This is a genomic window from Caloramator sp., assembly GCF_020054765.1.
Classification (GTDB): domain Bacteria; phylum Bacillota; class Clostridia; order Clostridiales; family Caloramatoraceae; genus Thermobrachium; species Thermobrachium proteoclasticum.
The window spans coordinates 111,672-134,029 of record NZ_JAIHAO010000002.1 but is presented as its reverse complement, the minus strand read 5'-3'; the positions used below and the strand labels follow the sequence as shown (position 1 = coordinate 134,029).

Here is a 22,358-nt window from a genome sequence, read left to right as displayed (position 1 = left end):
CCTCCTATGCTATTTTTTCCATATACCCTTCTTTTCAAGCCAGCCTTCCTTATTTACCTGCTTTGCTCTTGCAATAGCAAGTGCTCCACTTGGTACATCTTCTGTAATTGTTGAGCCAGCAGCAATATAAGCATTTTCCTCTACTGTAACAGGAGCTACTAAATTAGTATTGCATCCAATAAATGCATGATCCTTTACTATGGTCTTATGTTTGTTGGTTCCATCATAATTTACTACAACTGTACCACATCCAAAGTTGCATCCACGTCCTACTTCAGCATCTCCTATATAAGTTAGGTGAGATACCTTTGTATCATCGCCTATTTTTGACTTTTTGATTTCAACAAAATCACCTATTTTTACATTCTTTCCTATTTCACTCTCTGGTCTTATATATGCAAATGGTCCTACAGATGTATTATCGTGAACAATACTATCCAAAACAACTGAGCTTTGAACTTCAACTCCATTATGTATTTTTGAATTTACTATTCTTGAATTAGGCCCTATTATACATCCTTCTCCTATTTCAGTATTTCCTTCAATTACACAGCCTGGATATACAATAGTATCTCTACCTATCTTAACCTCAGCATCTATGTATGCATTATTTGGATCTATAAATGTAACTCCCTCATCCATAAGCCTTTTAACTATTCTTCTTCTCATAACCTCACTTGCTTCTGCAAGTTGAACTCTTGAGTTTACACCCATAAACTCTGTAAAATCAACTTTATATGCTCCAACACTATATCCTTGTCTCTTTAATATTTCAATAACATCTGTTAAATAATATTCCCCTTGTGCATTGTTATTATCTAATTTATTAAGAGATTCTAATAATAATTTTATATCAAAACAATATATGCCTGAATTTACTTCTTTTACTTTTAGTTCTTCCTCACTTGCATCCTTATGTTCAACTATTTTTTCAACATTACCATTTTGGTCCCTTATGATTCTTCCAAATCCTGCCGGATTATCCACATCACCTGTAAGCACTGTTACCTTATAACCACCATTTATGTGAAAATCAAAGACATTCTTAATTGTTTCTGCAGTTATTAAAGGTGCATCGCCAGCAAGAACTATAACAGTTCCCTCTTTATTCTTTAAAAAGTCACTGCAGCACATAACCGCGTGTCCTGTTCCAAGTTGTCTATCCTGATAAGCCGTTTTGATGTTTTCATTTAGACTTGCTCTAACCACTTCTGATTTATGTCCAATAACAACTATGTAATCATCAACATCTGCACCCTTTAGGGCATCAATAACGTGAAACAGCATAGGTTTCCCACAAACCCTATGAAGTACTTTAGGCAGATTAGATTTCATTCTTTTACCTTCACCTGCTGCTAATATCAAACCATAACAGTTATTCATAATAGCACCTCATCCTTAAAATATTTAATTATAATACCTATTTTATTATAGTCTAAATACTAAATTTATTCAATTAAAATAGCTCAAAAAAGCTGAAATGAGCAATATTTGTAATATTCTTAAAAAAATAAAAAGGAAGCTAAATGCTTCCCCTTTATTATTGTTCTTCTGCGTTTTCTACACTATCCTTAGCCTTTTCGTATTCTGCTAAAATTGCTTGCTGGATTTTTTCCCTTGTTTCTGAATTGATTGGATGTGCTATGTCCTTAAATTGTCCGTCTGGAGTTTTTCTGCTTGGCATAGCAATAAAAAGTCCATTTTGTCCTTCAATAACCTTGATGTCGTGAACAACAAGTTCATTGTCGAATGTTACTGAAACAATAGCCTTCATCTTTCCTTCGTTTGTAATTTTTCTTACTCTTACATCAGTAACCTTCATAAATTCACCACCTTCCAAGTTGCTTAATTAATAGTATTCTACATATTTTTAAAAAATCCTGCTAAATTAAATAATATTTTTTGAATTTTTTAATTATTTGTTGTTGGATAGATTTTTATTTTTCCATTCTCCTCATCAACCATATCTAAAGTCAATAAAGAAATATAATCGGATACAAGCTTTTTATCAGCAGATGCTTCTACTAATACACCAATTCCTACAAGTTCACAATCAAATTCTTTAAGAAGCTCAACAATTCCATTGGCTGTTCCTCCAGCCTTCATAAAATCATCTATAAAAATACATCTACTTCCTTTTTTTAGTGCCCTTTTACCTAAACTCATCCTCTGTATTTTTTTAGAGGAACCCGTAACATAATTTATACTAACAGATGAACCCTCAGTAACCCCAACCTCACGTCTTGCAATAACAAGTGGTTTGTTTAATGCATTTGCCGTCATTAGTGCAATAGGAATACCTTTAGTTTCAACTGTTACCACATAATCTACATTTTTATCAATAAAATAGGCAGCAAGTATAGTTCCTACCTTAGAAGAAATATCAGGTGAAAATACTATATCATTCATATATATATATCCACCCTTTATTATTCTGTCTGGAGAACTTAATTTTTCACATAATTCATTAAGAAACTCACTTTTTAATTCTTCACTTAATCCTGGTGTGTATTTTACTCCTCCTGCTGCACCTGATAAAGTTTCTATCTTACCACATCCTAAATATTCAACCACCTTCTTTGCAAGCGAAATATCTTCACTTAAAGTTGAACGTGCTGAACCAAAAAAATCTGAGAAATACCCTAAACTAAATACCCTATTAGGATTATCTGATAAAATTTTTATAATTGCTGCTACTCTTTCTTTCCTTTGTAATTTATCCAAATTACCACTTCCCATCCATTCTTTTATATTTTTGTCATTGTTTTATTTTTTTATACATATATTTTAAATTAGGTTATTTTATATTCTGTTTTAAATTAATTGTAGATTATTTAAAAAATTATTTCAATAAAATATAATAATTCATTCTATACTTGTATTATGATATAATCATTTTGTCAATAATCATAATAAATAATTTCAGGAGTGATATTATGGTAAAAATATTAGATGAACAAATCAATAAAATCCACTTTATAGGAATTGGTGGAATAAGTATGAGTGCTTTGGCAGAAATTATGCTAAACCAAGGTTGCATAGTTTCTGGTTCCGATAGAAGCTCTTCTAAACTTACTGAAAAGCTGAAAAACAAAGGTGCAACTATATATATTGGTCATTCTGCAGATAATATTACTGATCAACAATTAGTAGTTTATACTGCAGCCATTCCTAAGGACAATCCTGAATTATTAGAGGCAATAAAAAGAAACATACCTATTATGGATAGAGCTAAATTTTTAGGTCTTGTTATGAAAAAATACAAAAACAGCATAGCAGTATCAGGAACCCACGGCAAAACAACAACTACATCAATGATTTCCTTAATTCTCTACAGAGCAAATCTTGACCCTACAATAATGATAGGTGGAGAACTTGATGCAATTGGAGGAAATTTAAGAATTGGAAACAGCGAATACTTTATAACAGAAGCCTGCGAATATAAAGGAAGCTTTCTTCAATTTTATCCTAAGATAGGAATTATACTTAATATAGATGCAGATCACCTTGACTATTATAAAGATATAGAAGAAATAAACCAAACCTTTGTTAAGTTTTCAAAAAACATTTCAAAGGATGGTATTCTAATTGGATATGCAGAGGATAAAAGGGTAAATCAAATACTCCAATCATCTGATGTAAAAATCCTATCCTATGGAATAGATGAAGGAATATTAAGAGCAGAAAATATACGCTACAACGAAAGAGGATGTGCAGAATTTGATGTTGTTAAAAACAATGAAACATTAGGAAAGATTACTCTAAATGTTCCTGGTAAACACAACATCCTAAACTCTCTTGCTGCAATATGTTGTACACTATCTCTTGGAGTTGATTTTGAAATAATTAAAGATAGCCTATATGAATTTACAGGTACTCACAGACGTTTTGAAAAAAAGGGAGTTAAAAATGGCATTACAGTTATTGATGATTATGCACATCATCCAACTGAAATTAAGGCTACTATACAGGCTGCAAAAAATTACCCTCACAAAAAACTATATTGTATATTCCAACCTCATACTTATACGAGAACTTTAACTTTGTTTGATGAATTTTCGAAGGCCTTTAACGGTGTGGATAAATTAATACTAACAGACATATATGCCGCCCGAGAAAAGGATTTAGGACTTGTTAATTCAAAAATGTTAGCTGACGCTGTAAAAAACAATGGTGTTGATGTAATATATATAAAGGAATTCAAAGAAATAGTAAAGTATATTGAGGAAAATCTTTCAGAGGGTGATGTGGTAATTACAATGGGCGCTGGAGATGTTTATAAAATTGGGGAGGATTTTTTAAAAGGATAAGTTTAAGCTCAACTTTAAGTTGAGCTTTTTATTTAAATATAAAATAAAAAAAGGATTGCTTCTGCAATCCTTTTTTGGTCGGGGTGACAGGGATTGAACCTGCGACCTCATGGTCCCAAACCACGCGCGCTCCCATCTGCGCCACACCCCGAAGACAAATATCATTATATATTATATTTGTCAGTTTGACAAGGGGTAAAAATAAAACTAATTAAAGTTATTATATTCCGAAAACTTTTAAATTAAAAAATTTTATCAATTTTATCACTTTATGTTTTAGTATTGACTTTTATACCCCTATAGGGTATATTATCTTATGTAAAATTTCTATGGAGGTGACTTAAATGAACAAGAAGAGCCACCAAAGTTGGTCTTGGATTATACTTATAACATTTATAATAGTAGCAGCTATAAAACCTATATTTGGTTTATTCGGTATAATATGTATGACTGCTCCAATGTATCACGCTTTAAGAGGAAGAGGAAAGATACACTGTTCTAAATACTGTCCAAGGGGTTCCCTATTAGGGAAATTCTTAAAGTATGTATCCCTTAACAATACTCTTCCAGCTTCACTTAGAAGTAAAACTGCTAAAAACATACTACTTACACTAATGATTTCAATGCTTACCTTTGCAATGATACACACAAAGGGTAACATCAACAAAATTGGATTTGCTCTATTTAGATTTATGTCCCTTTCTTTACTTGTTGGAATAATAATTGGTATAATCTTTAAACCAAGAAGCTGGTGTCAAATATGTCCTATGGGACACGCCTGTGACCTTATAGATAAACAAGTTAAAAACAAAATACCAAATTTAGAGACACAAAAAAATTAATCCCCTAAAGGGGATTATTTTTTTGGTCGGGGTGACAGGACTTGAACCTGCGACCTTATGGTCCCGAACCATACGCACTACCACCTGTGCTACACCCCGACAAGAAATAAAATGTATATATTTAATTATATCACTTTTCTATTATAATGAAAATATTGAATAAAATTCTAATAAAACTAATAAAAAAAGGATTGCCTTTGCAATCCTTTCTGGTCGGGGTGACAGGGATTGAACCTGCGACCTCATGGTCCCAAACCACGCGCGCTCCCATCTGCGCCACACCCCGAAGACACATATTATTATATCATCTATTTATTTATATTGCAACTACTTTTTTATATTTATTTTTGAAAATGGACAACTTTCAACACTGAAGAAGTCACCATTTATATTTAGGTGACTTCTTTTTTATCTTTAAAATTTACTTTTCACTATATCTCTTATATTCCACACCTCGTCTTGGAACACAAGCTGCAACAAAACCTATTATAATAGATTGAACCATTGGAACTATTACATTTATATATCTATCAAGTTGCAAAGCATAAACAGCCCACGCAGTTAAGATATTTACAATAAGACTTACTATAAATATATATACAACAAATTTAGCAAATGAACTAATGTACTTTTCCCAAATCCTATGTCTCCACTCACCCGAAAATACAAATGAAAATATAAAGAATGTAACAATAACTATCCCTATATTAGCTAATGCGATTATTAACAACCTCTGCATATAGTCAGCCTGTAACATAAACACACCTCCTTTTAATATATTTTCTGCAACTTAAAAATATTAATGTAAAATAAATATGTTTATTTTAGTTAAATTTTAGTATAATAGCTATAAGGAGGAGATAAAATGGGGGAAGAAAGAAGAAAATATAAAAGAGTACGTTTAGAATGTGAAATACTATATCCATCAGTTATATATAACAATGAAAAAAGAACCTTTTGTGACAACTGCAAGCTTTATACCGTTGATATTTCTGAAGCAGGCATTGCGTTAAAATCAAACTTTTTTATACCAAAGGATGCCTTTGTTTCTTTTTTTCTTAGAATAGATGACTATCTTCCCTTTAAAGCTCTTGTAAAAGTTAGATGGAATAAAAATTTAAATGGATATTTTTATTGTGGGGGAGAATTTATTGCATTGAATCTTGAGGATATACACAAAATAAGAACATATATATTAAAACAAGACAATAAAACGGAGGTTTAGATATGGCAAAAGTTTTTTTAGGCTATAAAAAAGGACTTAGAGTTGAAGATGGACATCCTTGGGTGTATAAAAATGAAATCGAAAACATCGAGGGAGATTTTGAACCTGGAGATATAGTTGAAGTCTATAATTATAAGGGTAAGTTTATAGGTAAAGGATATATAAACCCAAAATCACAAATTACAATTAGAATAATGACAAGGGAAAAAGATGAGGAAATAAACGAGGATTTCTTTAGAAGGCGTATATTGGATGCTTGGAATTATAGAAAAAAGATAATTGAAACTACATCTTGTAGAGTTGTATTTGGTGAAGCCGATTTTATTCCAGCTCTAATTGTTGATAAGTTTAGTGATTATCTTGTAATTCAATTTTTATCCTTAGGAATAGAAAAATGGAAAGATACAATAGTAAAGGTTCTAAAGGAAGTTTTAAATCCTAAGGGTATTTATGAGCGAAGTGATGTCCCTGTAAGAGAACTTGAGGGACTTGAACAAAGAAAGGGATTCTTAACAGAACCCTTTGACACAACAATCATATCTGAAGAAAATGGAGTTAAGTACTATGTAGATATTGAAAATGGACAAAAAACGGGATATTTCTTAGACCAAAAAGAGAATAGATATGCAATAAAGGACATAGTAAAGGATGCAGATGTACTTGATTGTTTCTGCCATACAGGTTCCTTCTCACTTCACGCTGGCCATTTTGGTGCAAAAAGCGTACTTGGTATAGATATATCTGAACACGCTGTTGAATTTGCAAGAAGAAATGCCAAACTAAATGGACTTGAAAATATATGTAAATTTGAAGCCCATAACGCCTTTGATGTATTAAAAACTTGGGCTAAGGAAGGAAGAAAGTATGACGTTGTTATATTAGACCCTCCAGCATTTACAAAATCACGCTCTGCAGTTGAAGGTGCAGTAAGAGGATATAAGGAAATAAACCTTCGTGCACTTAAAATGGTTAAAAAGGGTGGATATTTAGTTACTTGTTCCTGTTCACATTTTATGTATCCCGAACTTTTTATGGAAGTAGTTATGGATGCGGCAAGGGATGCAAAACGAACATTAAGGCTTGTTGAATATAGAAATCAATCAAAGGATCATCCAGTCCTTTTCAATTCAGATGAAACTCTATACTTAAAATTTATGATATTACAAGTTATATAAAAGTACCCCTTTTATAAGGGGTACTTATTTGTTAGCTAAATTTTAAAAAGCCCCATGAAAGGATTTCAAAAGGCTCTTTTATGAGCTTTAGCAATTATTGCTTTTCGACTTTGGAAAAGTCCGTAATTCGACACAGAACGTGCCGAGCCGAGCGGCCATCAGGACGATGGCATCGCCAGGGTAGGGCTTTTTCAAACAAAGAAAAGCTTAGAATTGCTTAGCGAAATAAAGAGATGCCTAAGAAATCCTTCATAGGGCTAATCAATATATAACTTTTTCAACATCCTAATCCCTTTTATAAGGGGTACTTTTTAATACTTCCATCCTTAAAATAAGGAACAACATCTAAAATATCCTCTTTAAAACAACACATTATATCCTCTTCAAGTCCTATTGACATCATATACTTATAGTGACTTGCGTATTTTAAATATTCAAATATATTCTCTCTGTTATTCATATAAGTCAAATACGCCAAAGTAGCAAAGTCTGTCATATCCATCTCTTTTAATTTATTGATTTCATATATTATCTTACCTGCACACAAAAAATCATCTATAGAAAAATTACCATCAGTACCTGAACATATAATATTTATATCACTGCCCTTTTTAACAACAAAATCAGCTAAATATTTAGCATTTAGCATACTTCCAATTAATATTGTATCGGAATATTTAGCTTTTATTATTGCCCTTGTGCCATTTGAAGTAGTAAAAACTATTCTCTTACCCTCAACATTTTCCCTATTATATTCAAGAGGTGAATTTGAAAGATCAAAGCCTTCTATTTTAAATCCCCTTCTTTCACCTCCTAATAAAACCTTCTCATTTTTATAGTTTAATGCATCTTCTATCTCAAGTACCGGAACAACATCTAAACATCCATTATATACTGCTGTAGTTATAACCGATGTTGCTCTTAAGACATCAATTACAACTGCTGTTGTTCCCTTTAAACCTTCTTCCTCCACACTGTTTAGAGTAGGAAATAAATTGATTTTCATATAATCACCCCTAAAATACATAAAGGAGGCTTATAATCCTCCTTTGTTATTAATATTTTCAGCTATAGACTCTCTATAAATTATTTGAGTTTTAAGCACCTTCTTTATCCTTTGCTTGCATCTTCCCTTTACTTTATCAATTACTATTTTTGCTGCTTCATAGCCTAAAGTGTATGCATTTATTTCAACGGAAGTTAAGGCTGGTGTTGCAAACTCTGATAAAGGTATATTGTTAAAACTCATTATAGATACATTTTTAGGAATCTTAACACCCATTTCTCTTGCTGCCTTAATAGCACCAAATGCCATTAAGTCATCTGTTGTAATAATAGCAGTAGGAGGATTAGGACTTTGTAATATCTTCTTCATACCTTCATATCCGCCTTCTTGAACAAATTCACTCGAAACAATAATTGATTCATCAATCTCAATATTATGTTTATCCAAAGCCCTTTTATAACCCTCAAATCTATCTAAAGAAACCACCAAATTTAATGAACCATTTATTAAACCAATTCTTCTATGTCCCATCTTTATTAAATGCTCAGTAACATTAAAGGCTGCATCTATATTATCATTATCTACAAAATCACAGCTTTCTCCCTTTGGCGGTCTTCCTATCATTGCAAAGGGAATATCCATCTTCTTAACAGCCTTTAAAATTGGGTCATCTATCTTAGAATACATCATAATAATTCCATCTACTCTTCCTCCGTTTACAACTGCATTAAGTGATTCAAGCTGCTCTTCATCCGTATTTCCTGTAGTAATTAGTATACAATATCCTTCTTCGTGGGTAGCCTTTGCAATGCCTCTTAGTGCTTCTGGAAAAAAAGGATTTAAAAATACATCCTCTGCCGCTCTTGGCATAACTATTCCTATAGTATTCGTAGTTCTGCATACAAGACTCCTTGCAATTGCGTTAGGATGATACCCTAATTCCTGCATTATCTTTCTAACTTTAGCCTTAGTTTCTTCACTTATTCGAGGACTATCGGATATTACCCTTGAAACAGTAGATGGAGATACCCCTGCCTTTTCCGCTACCTCTTTTATTGTTACCATAACACCTATCTCCTTTTTAACTTATAAAGTGCTACAACAGTTCTAAATATAACAGCTTCCTCAAACTTTTTTATATCAAGTCCTGTAAGATTTTTTATCTTTTCTAATCTGTAAAGTAGAGTATTTCTATGTAGATAGAGCTTTCTTGAGGCTTCACTTACATTAAGGTGGCATTTAAATAGTTCCTCTGCAGTATCTAAAAGCTCCTTGCCCTTTATGACATCATAAAATCCATTAAATCCACCATTCATATAGTATTCTACTGCCTCATCACTGCACGAATATAGTATACCATACATTAACATTTTATCAATATGATAAAATCCCTCTTTAAAACCTAATATACTTGCCAAGTTTGCTGATTGCTTTGCGTGATTTGCAGCATCCTTTATTGTATAATTTGCTCCTACTCTTCTGCTGGCACCTATAAGTACATTAGAACCCGTCTCCTGAGATATGCCATCAATAATTGAGTCAGCCTCTTGTTCTAAATCATCTATAATCTTAACTATATATATACCCTCATCATCCTGAATAATACTTGTATCTGTTGATTCATATATACTCTCTAATAACTCCTTGAAGTTTGTCTTTGACTTTATGTATAGAACCGAATAGTCAGAGAAGCGTCCTCTTAAAGTTTCACTCTGTACATCATTTTTTAAAATATATTCAAGAGGCTGCATAAATCCTGCAGCCTCTTCTATATTAGCTAAAGCTATCATCCTAACTAAATTTATAGCATCCTGCGATATTTCCTTTGAAATTGCAATAATGTACTTTGAAGCATTTATATAGGTTATGCCCTTACTGTATTCTAAATCCTTTGTATATATAAAACCTAAATCTTCACCTTCTATTAGATTACCCTTTGAATCATATATAGCAACATTTGCCTTTAATGCTGATTTTAAATTTTCGCAGAATGCCATCCTTATCCTCTCCTTATAGTATAGCTATTTCTGTTTCCTTATCAAATAAATGCATTTTATTCATATCAACAGCAACTTTAACATTTGCATCTATCTTTGCCTTTGTTGTTGGTTCAACTCTTGCTACTATATTATTTCCTTCACATACTAAGTATAGATATGTTTCTGAACCCATATGTTCCATAACTTCAACCTTGGCATCAATTGTGCTGTCCTTAAATTCATTTAGGAAATCTGTACTATCATCTATATGTTCAGGTCTTATACCAAATACAACTTCCTTACCTACGTAACCCTTTTCCTTAACAACTTTAGCTTTATCTTCTGGTATTGGAAGCTTTGTATTTCCAAATACAACAAATAACCTTCCACCCTCTTCTACAACTTTGCTATTTATGAAGTTCATTTGTGGGCTTCCTATGAAACCTGCAACGAACATATTTGCTGGATGATCATAAATTGTTCTTGGAGTATCAACTTGTTGAACTATACCATCCTTCATAACAACTATTCTTGTACCCATTGTCATAGCTTCTGTTTGGTCGTGTGTTACATATATAAATGTTGTATTTAATCTCTTATGAAGCTTTAATATCTCTGTTCTCATTTGAACTCTTAGTTTTGCATCTAAGTTTGATAGTGGTTCGTCCATTAAGAACACCTTTGGATGTCTCACTATTGCTCTTCCAAGTGCAACTCTTTGTCTTTGACCTCCTGATAGAGCCTTTGGCTTTCTATCTAAAAGATGTTCAATATCTAATATTCTTGCAGCTTCTCTTACCTTCTTATCTATTTCTTCCTTTGGAACCTTTCTTAATTTTAATCCAAATGCCATATTTTCATAAACTGTCATATGTGGATATAGTGCGTAGTTTTGGAAAACCATCGCTATATCTCTATCCTTTGGTGGAACATCGTTACATAATTTATCTCCAATATAAAGTTCACCTGATGATATTTCTTCAAGTCCTGCTATCATTCTAAGTGTAGTTGACTTACCACATCCAGATGGACCAACTAAAACTATAAACTCTTTATCTTCAATGTCAAGATTAACATCCTTTACTGCAGCTACATTGCCTGGATAGATTTTGTAAATATTTTTTAATACAACCTTTGCCATACTATTCCCCCTCGATTGTCTTTTTTTATTATTGTATAACTTTTCTTTATTGTTTAGTATAGCAAAGATATATGAATAGTTTGTACATTTTAAACAAACTTAATTATTTACAGGTTTTTTATAATATATCTTTTTATTTTGATTCTTTTTATGTGGCTTAAATATGCCCTTTATAAACTCAATAATAGAAAATAAGCCTCTACATTTTTTCTTAAATTTCCAAGTTTTAATACTGACAACTTTACTGCCCCTGCCCATCACAAAAACACCCCACTTCAATTTTCTAAATTTTCTTTTAATTAAATTATATTCTATTATAATAGATATTACAAGTTTGTTATTCTAATAACCTTTATTTTATCTGGCTTATATCGCCCTTTTGCAAATCCAAAACCCAATCTCCCTTTAGTTTTAACTCCTCATCTGTTGCATTTTTTGAAGGAACAACCGAAAAAGCAATCTCATTTTCTGAAACAAAATATGGTTTTAGAAGAGAAAATCTATCCTTTGGAAACCTTCTTTCTAATTTTAAGTCCATTTTCTCTCCCGAGGCTTTATATAAGGATAAAAATGATAATCCATTCTTATCCTTAACCTCAACTACAAGATTCTGCCCACTGGGTGAAAAAATAACTGAAGTTATAGTAGAACTAAAATAAAAGTCTATATCCTTTATAGTGAAATTTATTTTCGGCTTTTCCTCCTCCTTATTACTCTCTTCTTCTGTGCCCTGTGCCTTTCCATCGCCATCTTTTTTCTTCTCCTCTTCGCCCTGTGCTACCTTAAACGTCTCTTTTGTCTCTATTAACTTTATATATCCTAAATAGCTATTCTCTCCAATACTACTAACTAATATTGATTTACCATCCTCTGTTGTTGCACAAGGTCCAAAACTTTTTCTTGGCACCTCATATTTTTGTTCCCTTACAGTCTCTTTAGAATAAACAAAAGCTGGTAAATCCTTTAGTGTAAATATTTTTTCCCCTCTTCCAGAGTCTTTATCTCTTTTAAATAGAGTTTTGTCCTGTTCATATATATCTATTGAGTCTTCCTTATCAATAGAGTCAATTAGCAGTTTATCGTTATCCATTACAACTACATACTTAAAGAAGTCTACTGAATAATAGGGCTTACCATCATAGGCGTGAAACATTGTAACCTTAAACTCGGCCCTATCCTTTTCTATATCTCCTTCTCCAATTTTAAAAGCAACCGGCCTTGGATTTGATTGTGTCTTTACTTCCTTTATAGAAGTTTTAAGCTTTTCAGTATAATAACCTGTTAAAGCTGCATAGTCACCCTTTAAAACATATCTTAAATAGTTGTCAACAAAAGACATTGCCTGTTTTTCATCTATCTTCATTACCTGCTCTTTATTATCGTTTTTCTTTTCTTGATTTTCTCCTTTGTTACTGCAGGATGCAAAAAGAACTAACAAAACTGATAAAGCTAAAACTAATAATTTTTTCATAAACATCACCCATCTTTAGTATTTTATATTTAGTATTTGTATTTAAAATATTTTAATTCTATTTTCTTAAGATAATATATTTTATAGATCCAACTAACAATATTATCAAACTAATAAATCCAAAGGGTGGATAAAAAAGCTTAATTAAATTGGAAAATCCTATAAACGAAAAGGGAATAGAGACGATTAATATTAAAATTAAGCATATAAAATAACTTTTATTTAAAAAAAGCTGCATTCTTCTTGATAGACTATACAAACATCCTACTTCAGTCGTAAACATTTCAAGCCATATTATTATTGTTAAATAAAGTGGTAATAAAGGTCCATATTTTTTGGCTATATAAAGATTAGGAACTTCGCTATTAAAACTTGCAGGATAATAAACTAAAATATTATAGTTAATTATAATCCCAAGCAAAGTAAGCACTATACTTCCCAAAACACACCCCTTTAAAAAACTTTGTTTATTTTTAACCTCGCTTGCCATAGGATACAAAACACCTACTGCTGTCATAAAATTAAAACACGCATATAATATTGCTGAGCCATAGACAATTTTATTGTTGAAATAAGGAATAATAATATTAAACCTGTTTTCTACAAAAACAAAGGCACCAAGTATTAAAACTATAGATGTAGATAAGGGTACTATAAAGGAGTTTATTGCTATTACACCATTGGTTGAAAATAATGCCACCAAAAAAGCTATAGAAGCCATTATTATAATTCCATAGGCCTTATTTATACCTAAATATTCATTTAGCATTGCTCCTCCACCAGATATCATTATTGTGTTACTAAAAAATATAAATATTGTTATCATCCAATCTGCTATAAATCCTAACCTATCTCCTAAACAGTAACAAACTAAATCATTATAGCTTCTAAAATGCTTAATATATGCCAAATTCATAAATAATAATGATAAAACTATGTAGAGAACAAAGCAAAACAAAATTCCCCAAAAACTCTTATATCCAAACCTTGAAAAAAATTGTAGTATTTCCTGACCAGATGCCAAACCTGCACCAATAATTGTTCCTATAAAAACCGCTGCTATTTTAAATTCATCCCTCACACATATTCCCCCCTATTCACAATTCTTTTAAATTTTATTCTCTTTTTTAACTGTTAATTACAATAAATATTTGGTAAAATTATATATGTATAATTAAAAGGAGGTAAAATAATATGGTAACTACTTCAGATATAATGAACTTAGCTCTTAATTTAGCTGGTATTAGCGAAATACCACAGGATTCAGGAATTATTGTTGAGGGACAAAATATAAAAAAGGTATTATTTGGAGTTGATATGGACACTCCTGAACTCTTACTTGCAAAACAACTTGGATATGACGCAGTAATTAGTCACCATCCCCATACTGGATTTCCAGAAATAAATTTTCATAATGTACTAAATAGACAAATTGATAAAATGGTGGAATTTGGAGTTCCAATAAACAAAGCACAAAAGGCCCTAAAAGAAAAAATAAGCACCTTAGAGAGAGCGTCTCATCCAAAAAATTTTGATAGAGTTCAATCCTTTGCAAAACTTCTAAATATTCCATATATGAACATTCATATGCCCTGTGATATTATCACAGAAAATTATGTTCAAAACCACATAAATAATAGGCTAAGCTCCAACCAAAAAGCTACACTAAAGGATGTCATAGATGTTTTGATGGAAATACCTGAATATCAAAAATCTCCAATAAAACCTGTAATACGTGTAGGAGCTCCTGATGACTACGCAGGTAAAATAGCTGTATTAATGGCTGGTGGAACAAACGGAGGAAAAAATGTATTTAAGGCATACTTTGAAGCAGGTGTAGGAACAATTATTTGTATGCACGTTCCCGATGATGTAAGAAGTGCTGTAATAGAACAGAACATAGGAAATGTAATTGTTGCAGGACATATGCCATCAGATTCTATAGGTATAAACATATTAATCAATGAGTTGGAAAAGATGGGTATAGAAGTTACAACCACAAGCGGCATCATCAGATAGGGGTGGTGGTCTTGAAAAAAATAAAAAGATATCTGTTTTTAATTTTAATTCTATCTGGAGTTTTATATTCAGCTTATTATTTTTTACTTTATAAAGAATCTAAAATAGATTGTGGTATAGTGATTAGTTATGAAGAAAAAAAGAAAAACTATGATGTTGAAATTTTTTATAATAACAGCACAAAAAAAATAACTATACCAAAGCATATGTTTAATCCTAATTACAATTGCTATAATATAAAATTCAAGGGAATTTTTATAAAAGAAGCCACTGAAGCAAAGCAAATTAGTGGCACCTTTAATTCACTGCAGGGTAACACAATAGAAGTAGAAGGAAAACAGTATAACAAGTCATCAAATTTACAGTATGTTTTATACGAAGAAGGAAAGCCAAAAACAGTATCAAAAAACTTTTTTGTTGTAGGAAATTCTGGATACATCTATTACTTTAATTCCAAAGACAAAATACAGCTAATAGTTGTAGATAAACCTCCTATACTCGATACAATAAGGGTAGGGATATCCACAAATAACAACAACATCTATCTACATCAACAAATTAAACTCTATTCAAAAAAAGGACTCGAGGTGGAGATAGATGGTCAAATATATAGAATTCCTAAGGAAGATAAATTACAAATTATATATACAAACAACTACTTCATTTTAAACGTGCTCGATAATAAAGATAATATAAAATCAAAATTAATAAATACAAAGAATGTAGTAAAAATATCTGGAATTAGAAATTCACTTATAAGTATAGAAAAAAACTTATTAAATAAAACAGATAATATGTATATTCCAACATACCCAGGCACTATTGAACTCACACCAAAAAAGGAAGGATTTATAGTTACAAATATAGTCTCTATTGAGGATTACCTTCTTTATGTAGTTCCATCAGAGGTTCCATATTCAGCAGGAGTTGAGGGATATAAGGCACAGGCTGTTTCTGCAAGAACCTATGCTATATCAGATATGTTATCCGGAAGATTTGCAAGATACGGTTTTCACGTAGATGATTCTACCTATTCACAGGTATATAACAGTCAACCTACAAATAATTTAGTTAAAAATGCTGTAAAAGAGACAGAAAATATTGTTATGACCTACAATGGTAAAATAATAGATGCTAAATATTATTCGACCTCCTGTGGATTTGGAGCATCCTATGATGAAGTTTGGCAAGAAAAAGAACAGAATACAAAGCCTTATTTAGCCTTTTCTAACTATACAAACAAAGAAATCAAAGATTTAAAAGACGATTCAACTGCTCTAACCTTCTTTAAGGACTGGACTATAAGTGCAGTTGATTCATCATCCCCTTATTTTAGATGGAAGTACACATTAACTTATGCAAATTTATCTAAAGTTATCAACCAAAACATATATAATATTTATATAAACAATCCTAAGGCCTTTAAGCAAAAATGGATATTTAACATCTACAAAAAGGCCTCTATAAAAAATGAAGGTATAGGTCAAATTAAAGATATATATATTAGCAAACATACTCCTTCAGGTATTGTAAAAGAGATGATAATAGTTTCTGAAAGTGGAACCTACAAAATAGAAGGGACAAATAATATTAAACGCTTAGTTACTCCATCAGTAGAATATCAAAAAGGCTTAAGGACAAAGATAGAAATTCAGAGAATACGCGGTAATTCATTACAGGATTTTGATAGCATCCCATCTCCTTTTTTCAGCATAGATAGGGAATTTAAATCAGGAAATTTATCTTCTATAACAATTTACGGGGGAGGATACGGACACGGTGTTGGTATGAGTCAGTATGGTTTAATTGAAAAGTCAAGAATAGGAGAAAATTATAAAACAATTCTTTCTACCTTCTATAAAGATATTCAATATACAAGTCTATATGATTTAAAAATAGAATAGCACGCATTATGAGTTCTACAGGCTATTGAAAAAGTTATATATTGATTAGCCCCATGAAGGATTTCAAGGCATTCGTTCATTTCGCTAAGCAATTCTAAGCTTTTCTTTATTTGAAAAAAGTCGAAAAGCAATAATTGCTAAAGCTCATAAAAGAGCCTTTTAAAATCCATTCATGGGGCTTTTTCTTACTTTAACTAACAAGTAGATTTGTCAACAATCAAATAGCACGCATTATGCGTGCTATTCTTTTATATATACAAGTACTCTTTTCTTAAAGAATTCAACAATTTCCTTATAGTTAAATACTACATACATAGTATAGGCTAAAATTGCCGCAGAAACTGCATCATAAAAATAATGCTGCTTCACATATAAAGTTGAAAGAACAATAGAAAAGGAAATTGCCGTTGAATATAGCTTGTATTTTACATCTATTGTTTCGTCTCTATTTATATAGACGGCAAACAACACTGAATCTAAGACGTGTATACTGGGAAAACAATTATATGGGTTATCCCTCTCATAAATAAACCTTACCATATTTGCAAAAATATCATCACCATAAACCTGCGGTCTTGGAACATAAGTTGGATAAAAATAATATATAACAAAGCATACCATCATACCTAAATTTACACCAGCTAATAACTTATAATATTTCTTCTCATCATAAACCGCATAATAAAAGAATACAAAACCCAAATATATATACCAGTATATATAGGGTACAATAAAATACTTATTAAAGGGTATGAGTATATCTATGGGGGATTGAATATGGTATACCTTACCACGATAATTGTTTAAAATGACATATATTTTAGACTGTACACCTATTGAAAAAAGCAGCAACAACCTTAAGGTAACATTCTTATAGTCCCTACATGCCTGTAAAAACAAGTTCTTTAACTTATCTCTCATATCCTTCCCCCTTTCTTTACCCTATTTATATTATACATAATTTTCCTTATATTATTTATTAACTTATTATTAACTTTGTACTATACCTGGATATATACAAACTCTGTTTTTTCCCTTATTTTTACATTCATTATATAATATTAAATCGGCTTTTTCAATTATCTCCCTTGCTGTAGCTCCATCATCCGGAAAGGAAGCCACACCTCCTGAAACTGTAACTCTTACTATTTTATTACCTATAAACAACCGAGATGCCTCAATTTGTTTTCTAATTCTCTCAGATATTACAAAAGCATCTTCTTTAGATAAATCCTTAAATAATATAACTAACTCTTCTCCTCCATACCTACAAGATATATCTGTTTTTCTAATAGAACGTTTAATTATGCCTGATACGTGTTTAAGCACTTCATCACCAACAATATGTCCATAGGTATCGTTAACATTTTTAAAATCATCTATATCATATATAACAAGAGAAAACCTATTCTTCAGCTTCACAAGATTTTGTATTTCTCTATCAAACAACCTTCTATTTCCAAGTCCCGTTAACACATCTGTTTCAGCTTCCTTTTTAATTGATAGCATATAATCATAATTTAAAAGTGCAAGTGACATTTGACTTGATAATATGTTTAGTATATCGTTAATATCCTGCGATAGAAAATCCACCAAATTTGATTTCCCACCAACAAAAATTAAACCTCTAACTTCAGAATTAATCTTAATCGGAACAAAAACTGCTGCATCTATGGAATCTAATAGTTTTCCAGTTATCTTTATCTTGCCATCCTTTTTAATGCTCTTACTTATGTATATATCTCCCTTTTTCATAATATTAAATGTTATTCCATTTTTTAAGCTTATACTCAAATCTCCTATATCCAACTCGCAATTTGAATAGTAGGAAATAGGATATGACACATCCTCGTTCTTTTCATCAAAGAAATATAACGAGGCAATTTCGTAGGGTATTATCTCTTTAAGATGTAACAATAAATAATCACATTTTTCCTTTAAGTCACCCTGTCTTATCAAATCCTCAGTCGTAATTAAAAGCCTTTTTATTAATGATGTCTTAAAGTTTATCTTGTTATACAAATACAATGCATAATGAATTATAATTAAAACCCCAAAAACCAAAATCAACCCAACAAGTCCAATAGCACCGTGTATAACATATAATACTATCGAAAGGGTAGTTGAAATAATAAGATTTAATGATAATATTGGGAAATCATAGTTCTTAAAAGAAAAAAACTTGTTTTGTTCTAAGCTTTTATCTATGGTAAGGAATAATATATTCAACACAAGAAATATAAAGTCAAATGTTAGTGCTGAAAATATGAGCATTGTAATATAGGGAAGCTTAATATTATACCTTAAAACCTCAACAAACCTTCCAGATATAAAGGTAATAATTGTAAACATAGAAGCATTAAATAGATATCTTGATAAATTAAGCTTTCTTTTACCTGTAATATAACCTATTAAAAATCCTAATAATGTATAAATAAATTCATATACTACTGCAACATATACACCAAAAAATAGGTATATAAATACAGTTATTGTCTCTGTAAATTCAACATTAAACTCCCCAACATAAAGAAGAGACCAATCCATTATCACAGCAGAAATAACTGCACTCCAAAAGACAAAACTATAATTAAATGTAAGCTTAAAGTTTAAAGAGGATAAAACAAATACTATGAATCCCAATAATACTATAAAATACCTAAATCTTTTGTTCATTACACCTAACTCCCCAATACTTTTATTGTAATAGTTACACAAACATCTTCTTATACTTAACACCTATTACAAAGGAATAGATTGATGTGAAGGCTAAAACTATAGAAAGTATGAAAAATACCATAAACAATCCCTTTGCAGTAGACAAACTTATTTTGTAAAACTGTGCCAGTTCAGTATAAAACTTATTTCCTTCACCTAATGCAAGTATTGAATTTTTTATCGCTGCAACAGAGGTTAAAAGCCCCATAGGTAAAACAGATAAAGCAAGCGTAAGCCCTGTTGCACTCCTCTTTTTTAAACCTTTAATACCCAAAAATATAGGTAATATAAAAATCAAAGGAAGTATTGGTCCAAAATACTGTGGTGCTAAAATCATAAACAATATTGATGTAATCAAAAATGTTCTAAAGAAGTAATTTAATGGTTTTAAGTCCCCCTTAAAATCATAAATTGCAGCCTCACAATACCTAATATAACCTTCAATGTCTACAATACTTGTAGACTTTAACACATCCTTTCCCTTTTTAATTAGTGCCTTATATATTTCATTGTTTGTATCTATATCAATATTTGAATATTCTTCAATCAATTTATTTAAAACTTTATTAATTTTATTTTTCTTCTTTTCCTCTAATTTTAATTTTTCAACTTTTTCATTCAAACTCCTTAAAACATTAACCAACTGCATATTTACACCCCCATAGAGTAGGTATCTAAAACATATTGTATAATTTTCAGTATTTTGTAAAAAATAACAGGAATGGTTAGATATATTTTAAACCATTCCTGTATTTTTTTTCAATTGTCATTTGCTATTTTTTATCAATGCCGACATAGTAATATAACAAGCCGTCAATATAAGTCCCCAGGATATTATCATAAAAGCAAGAGCTCCACCTGACATATTACCCCTCCTATCTAACAACTAAAACTTTGCCTTCTCTTATTTCGTCTGCATACTTTCTCTTTATGCTTCTATAAGATTGTACAAATCCTATAATTAGAACTGAAAGAACAACGACTCTTGCCCCCTGTACCCAAGGAATTAACTCTGGAATTTGTTCAGCAAATTTTGGAACAAGCTTAAAATATCCATCCTTATAATAGTTAATTGTAGACCACACTAATAGTATAGTTATATACACTGGTGCTAAAAATCTTACAAATAGATTAAAGAACCATTTTGGAACCTTCCAGTATCCTCCTTTGTTCATTTCCTCAAGTGCCTTATCTCCCATTAACCATCCAGCAACTATTACCTCAAGTAGTCCTAATACAACTAAGAAATAGCTACCTACCCAGTTATCAAGTTCACTTAAGTAGAAAAGCTCTGCCTTCTTAGTAAAAATGCCCTCCAATGCTACAGGTAAACCTATTATTATATATAGACCAAATACTAAAATAGAACCTACGTTTCTCTTTACTCCCATTTCTTCTTCAATTAGTGTAACTAAATAGTTATACATAGCAATCGCACTTGTAAATCCTGCAAAGAAAAGAAGTAAGAACCATAGTGTACCAAACAATCTTCCAGCTGTCATTGCTCTAAATATATTTGGAAGTGCAACAAAGGATAATCCAACACCTGCACTTAGTCCTTCTGGCCCTAAGAATGCATAACATATAGGAATAGCAATTGTACCTCCAAGTATTACTTCTGCAAGCTCATTTAACGAAACAGTTGCAAGTCCTGATACTACTATATCATCATCAGGTTTTAGATATGATGCATAGTTTTGTATAATTCCCATGCCAAGGGATAATGTGAAGAATATTTGTCCTGCAGCTGCAAGTGCAGATTTTGCATTAAGTTCACTCCATTTTGGAGACCAAATATAATCAAGTCCTGCAATAGGTGTCCAATCGGGCTTTACTGGAGCACCTAATGTAAGTGTTCTAATTATTAGTATAATACCAAATATATATATTGTTGGCATCATAACCTTTGCCCAAGCTTCGATACCCTTTTGGATTCCACGCATTACTGCAAGTCCAAGTAGAGCTACTGCAATAATCCAAAATACCAAAGACTTACCTGGGTTTATTAAGTACTCCCCGAAGAAGGCTCCTGTCTTAATTGACTTATCCATATATTGACCTGTAGCAGACATATAAGAGTAACCAAGAGTCCATCCAATTATGTGGTTATAATAGCTGTTTAATAAGACTGTAACTGAAAAGGCAAACATACCAGCAATAGCACCTAATATTGCAGCTGTTTTAGGCTTTACACCTTCTCTTGCCTGTAGGTAAACCATAGGTCCTAATGTACCGTGTCCATATTTACCACCGTAGCGTCCCTGATTCCATTCAACTAACATTAGGGGAATGCCTAACATTATAAGTGCGGCAAAATAAGGAATCATAAAAGCACCGCCGCCGTTTTTAGCTGCCTGGTAAGGATATCTCCAGAAATTTCCAAGACCTATTGCATTACCAGCCATAGCCAAAATTAGTCCTAATTTACTCCCCCAATTTTCACGTCTTTCTTCCATACGAATCCCCCTTTACTTGTAATTTTTTTATATATCATAATTCATTTTATTAAAAATTTCAACTACTTTATTACTTTAAATTATGAATTTTTATTAATATTAATATTTTAAC

Annotated in this window: 20 protein-coding genes and 3 tRNA genes; 6 read left to right on the top strand and 17 right to left on the bottom strand. The window is 31.3% G+C overall.

All coding sequences use genetic code 11. From position 1 onward, the window contains the following. Positions 1 to 9 precede the first annotated feature (9 nt). The 3 genes from glmU to purR all read right to left on the bottom strand — a co-directional run bounded on the left by glmU (position 10) and on the right by purR (position 2,724). The gene (gene glmU, locus JG776_RS01590) at positions 10 to 1,383 is read right to left on the bottom strand and encodes a bifunctional UDP-N-acetylglucosamine diphosphorylase/glucosamine-1-phosphate N-acetyltransferase GlmU (RefSeq protein ID WP_291964086.1); all 1,374 of its coding nucleotides are present in this window, start codon (positions 1,381 to 1,383) and stop codon (positions 10 to 12) included. 157 nt (positions 1,384 to 1,540) lie between these two features. Continuing rightward, positions 1,541 to 1,822, bottom strand: coding sequence for a septation regulator SpoVG (gene spoVG, locus JG776_RS01585; RefSeq protein ID WP_027309380.1), 282 nt, complete (start codon positions 1,820 to 1,822; stop codon positions 1,541 to 1,543). Between the two features lie 89 nt (positions 1,823 to 1,911). Then, on the bottom strand, positions 1,912 to 2,724 hold the full coding sequence (purR, locus tag JG776_RS01580; protein WP_291964085.1) for a pur operon repressor: 813 nt from the start codon (positions 2,722 to 2,724) through the stop codon (positions 1,912 to 1,914). A 212-nt stretch (positions 2,725 to 2,936) separates the two neighbouring features. Here purR and murC point away from each other — a divergent pair, with 212 nt between their 5' ends. Then, complete coding sequence (murC, locus tag JG776_RS01575) at positions 2,937 to 4,310, top strand: UDP-N-acetylmuramate--L-alanine ligase (RefSeq protein ID WP_291964084.1); 1,374 nt, start codon at positions 2,937 to 2,939, stop codon at positions 4,308 to 4,310. 75 nt (positions 4,311 to 4,385) lie between these two features. On the opposite strand, the gene JG776_RS01570 is transcribed toward murC, so the two are convergent. Then, positions 4,386 to 4,461, bottom strand: a tRNA-Pro gene (locus tag JG776_RS01570). A 193-nt stretch (positions 4,462 to 4,654) separates the two neighbouring features. Here JG776_RS01570 and JG776_RS01565 point away from each other — a divergent pair. Further along, positions 4,655 to 5,152, top strand: a complete 498-nt coding sequence (locus JG776_RS01565; RefSeq protein ID WP_291964083.1) for a 4Fe-4S binding protein — start codon at positions 4,655 to 4,657, stop codon at positions 5,150 to 5,152. 23 nt (positions 5,153 to 5,175) lie between these two features. On the opposite strand, the gene JG776_RS01560 is transcribed toward JG776_RS01565, so the two are convergent. The 3 genes from JG776_RS01560 to JG776_RS01550 form a co-directional block, all read right to left on the bottom strand. Continuing rightward, a tRNA-Pro gene (locus tag JG776_RS01560) sits at positions 5,176 to 5,251 on the bottom strand. 111 nt (positions 5,252 to 5,362) lie between these two features. Beyond that, a tRNA-Pro gene (locus tag JG776_RS01555) sits at positions 5,363 to 5,438 on the bottom strand. 135 nt (positions 5,439 to 5,573) lie between these two features. Continuing rightward, on the bottom strand, positions 5,574 to 5,909 hold the full coding sequence (locus JG776_RS01550; RefSeq protein WP_291964082.1) for a hypothetical protein: 336 nt from the start codon (positions 5,907 to 5,909) through the stop codon (positions 5,574 to 5,576). 108 nt (positions 5,910 to 6,017) lie between these two features. On the opposite strand from JG776_RS01550, the gene JG776_RS01545 reads away from it, so the two are divergent. Together JG776_RS01545 and JG776_RS01540 are read left to right on the top strand one after the other, a co-directional pair. Beyond that, on the top strand, positions 6,018 to 6,377 hold the full coding sequence (locus JG776_RS01545; protein WP_291964081.1) for a PilZ domain-containing protein: 360 nt from the start codon (positions 6,018 to 6,020) through the stop codon (positions 6,375 to 6,377). Positions 6,378 to 6,379: 2 nt separating this feature from the next. Then, positions 6,380 to 7,552 (top strand): class I SAM-dependent rRNA methyltransferase, encoded by a 1,173-nt coding sequence (locus JG776_RS01540; protein WP_291964080.1) that lies wholly within the window; start codon positions 6,380 to 6,382, stop codon positions 7,550 to 7,552. 295 nt (positions 7,553 to 7,847) lie between these two features. Here JG776_RS01540 and JG776_RS01535 read toward each other — a convergent pair whose 3' ends face one another. The 6 genes from JG776_RS01535 to JG776_RS01510 form a co-directional block, all read right to left on the bottom strand. Next, a complete protein-coding gene (locus JG776_RS01535; protein WP_291964079.1) occupies positions 7,848 to 8,558 on the bottom strand; it encodes a 2-phosphosulfolactate phosphatase in 711 nt (236 codons plus the stop codon). 30 nt (positions 8,559 to 8,588) lie between these two features. Further along, on the bottom strand, positions 8,589 to 9,623 hold the full coding sequence (locus JG776_RS01530) for a LacI family DNA-binding transcriptional regulator (protein ID WP_291964078.1): 1,035 nt from the start codon (positions 9,621 to 9,623) through the stop codon (positions 8,589 to 8,591). A 5-nt stretch (positions 9,624 to 9,628) separates the two neighbouring features. Then, complete coding sequence (locus JG776_RS01525) at positions 9,629 to 10,555, bottom strand: helix-turn-helix domain-containing protein (protein ID WP_291964077.1); 927 nt, start codon at positions 10,553 to 10,555, stop codon at positions 9,629 to 9,631. Between the two features lie 13 nt (positions 10,556 to 10,568). Beyond that, positions 10,569 to 11,678, bottom strand: a complete 1,110-nt coding sequence (gene ugpC / locus JG776_RS01520; protein WP_291964076.1) for a sn-glycerol-3-phosphate ABC transporter ATP-binding protein UgpC — start codon at positions 11,676 to 11,678, stop codon at positions 10,569 to 10,571. Positions 11,679 to 12,030: 352 nt separating this feature from the next. Next, positions 12,031 to 13,149 carry a hypothetical protein gene (locus JG776_RS01515; protein WP_291964075.1) on the bottom strand — a complete coding sequence of 373 codons (1,119 nt, stop codon included), beginning with the start codon at positions 13,147 to 13,149 and terminating at the stop codon, positions 12,031 to 12,033. Between the two features lie 58 nt (positions 13,150 to 13,207). Next, positions 13,208 to 14,230: a transporter gene (locus JG776_RS01510; protein ID WP_291964074.1), complete on the bottom strand. Its 1,023-nt coding sequence runs from the start codon at positions 14,228 to 14,230 to the stop codon at positions 13,208 to 13,210. Between the two features lie 113 nt (positions 14,231 to 14,343). On the opposite strand from JG776_RS01510, the gene JG776_RS01505 reads away from it, so the two are divergent. Continuing rightward, on the top strand, positions 14,344 to 15,168 hold the full coding sequence (locus JG776_RS01505; RefSeq protein WP_027309251.1) for a Nif3-like dinuclear metal center hexameric protein: 825 nt from the start codon (positions 14,344 to 14,346) through the stop codon (positions 15,166 to 15,168). A gap of 11 nt (positions 15,169 to 15,179) precedes the next feature. Then, entirely contained in the window at positions 15,180 to 17,072 is a 1,893-nt protein-coding gene (locus JG776_RS01500; protein ID WP_291964073.1) for a SpoIID/LytB domain-containing protein, read from the top strand. 240 nt (positions 17,073 to 17,312) lie between these two features. On the opposite strand, the gene JG776_RS01495 is transcribed toward JG776_RS01500, so the two are convergent. The 4 genes from JG776_RS01495 to JG776_RS01480 form a co-directional block, all read right to left on the bottom strand. Next, positions 17,313 to 17,993 (bottom strand): phosphatase PAP2 family protein, encoded by a 681-nt coding sequence (locus JG776_RS01495; RefSeq protein ID WP_291964072.1) that lies wholly within the window; start codon positions 17,991 to 17,993, stop codon positions 17,313 to 17,315. A 69-nt stretch (positions 17,994 to 18,062) separates the two neighbouring features. Continuing rightward, positions 18,063 to 19,748: a sensor domain-containing diguanylate cyclase gene (locus JG776_RS01490; protein ID WP_291964071.1), complete on the bottom strand. Its 1,686-nt coding sequence runs from the start codon at positions 19,746 to 19,748 to the stop codon at positions 18,063 to 18,065. A gap of 34 nt (positions 19,749 to 19,782) precedes the next feature. Beyond that, positions 19,783 to 20,439 carry a hypothetical protein gene (locus JG776_RS01485; RefSeq protein ID WP_291964070.1) on the bottom strand — a complete coding sequence of 219 codons (657 nt, stop codon included), beginning with the start codon at positions 20,437 to 20,439 and terminating at the stop codon, positions 19,783 to 19,785. A 226-nt stretch (positions 20,440 to 20,665) separates the two neighbouring features. Then, a complete protein-coding gene (locus tag JG776_RS01480) occupies positions 20,666 to 22,246 on the bottom strand; it encodes a sodium-dependent transporter (RefSeq protein ID WP_291964069.1) in 1,581 nt (526 codons plus the stop codon). Between the last annotated feature and the right edge of the window lie 112 nt (positions 22,247 to 22,358).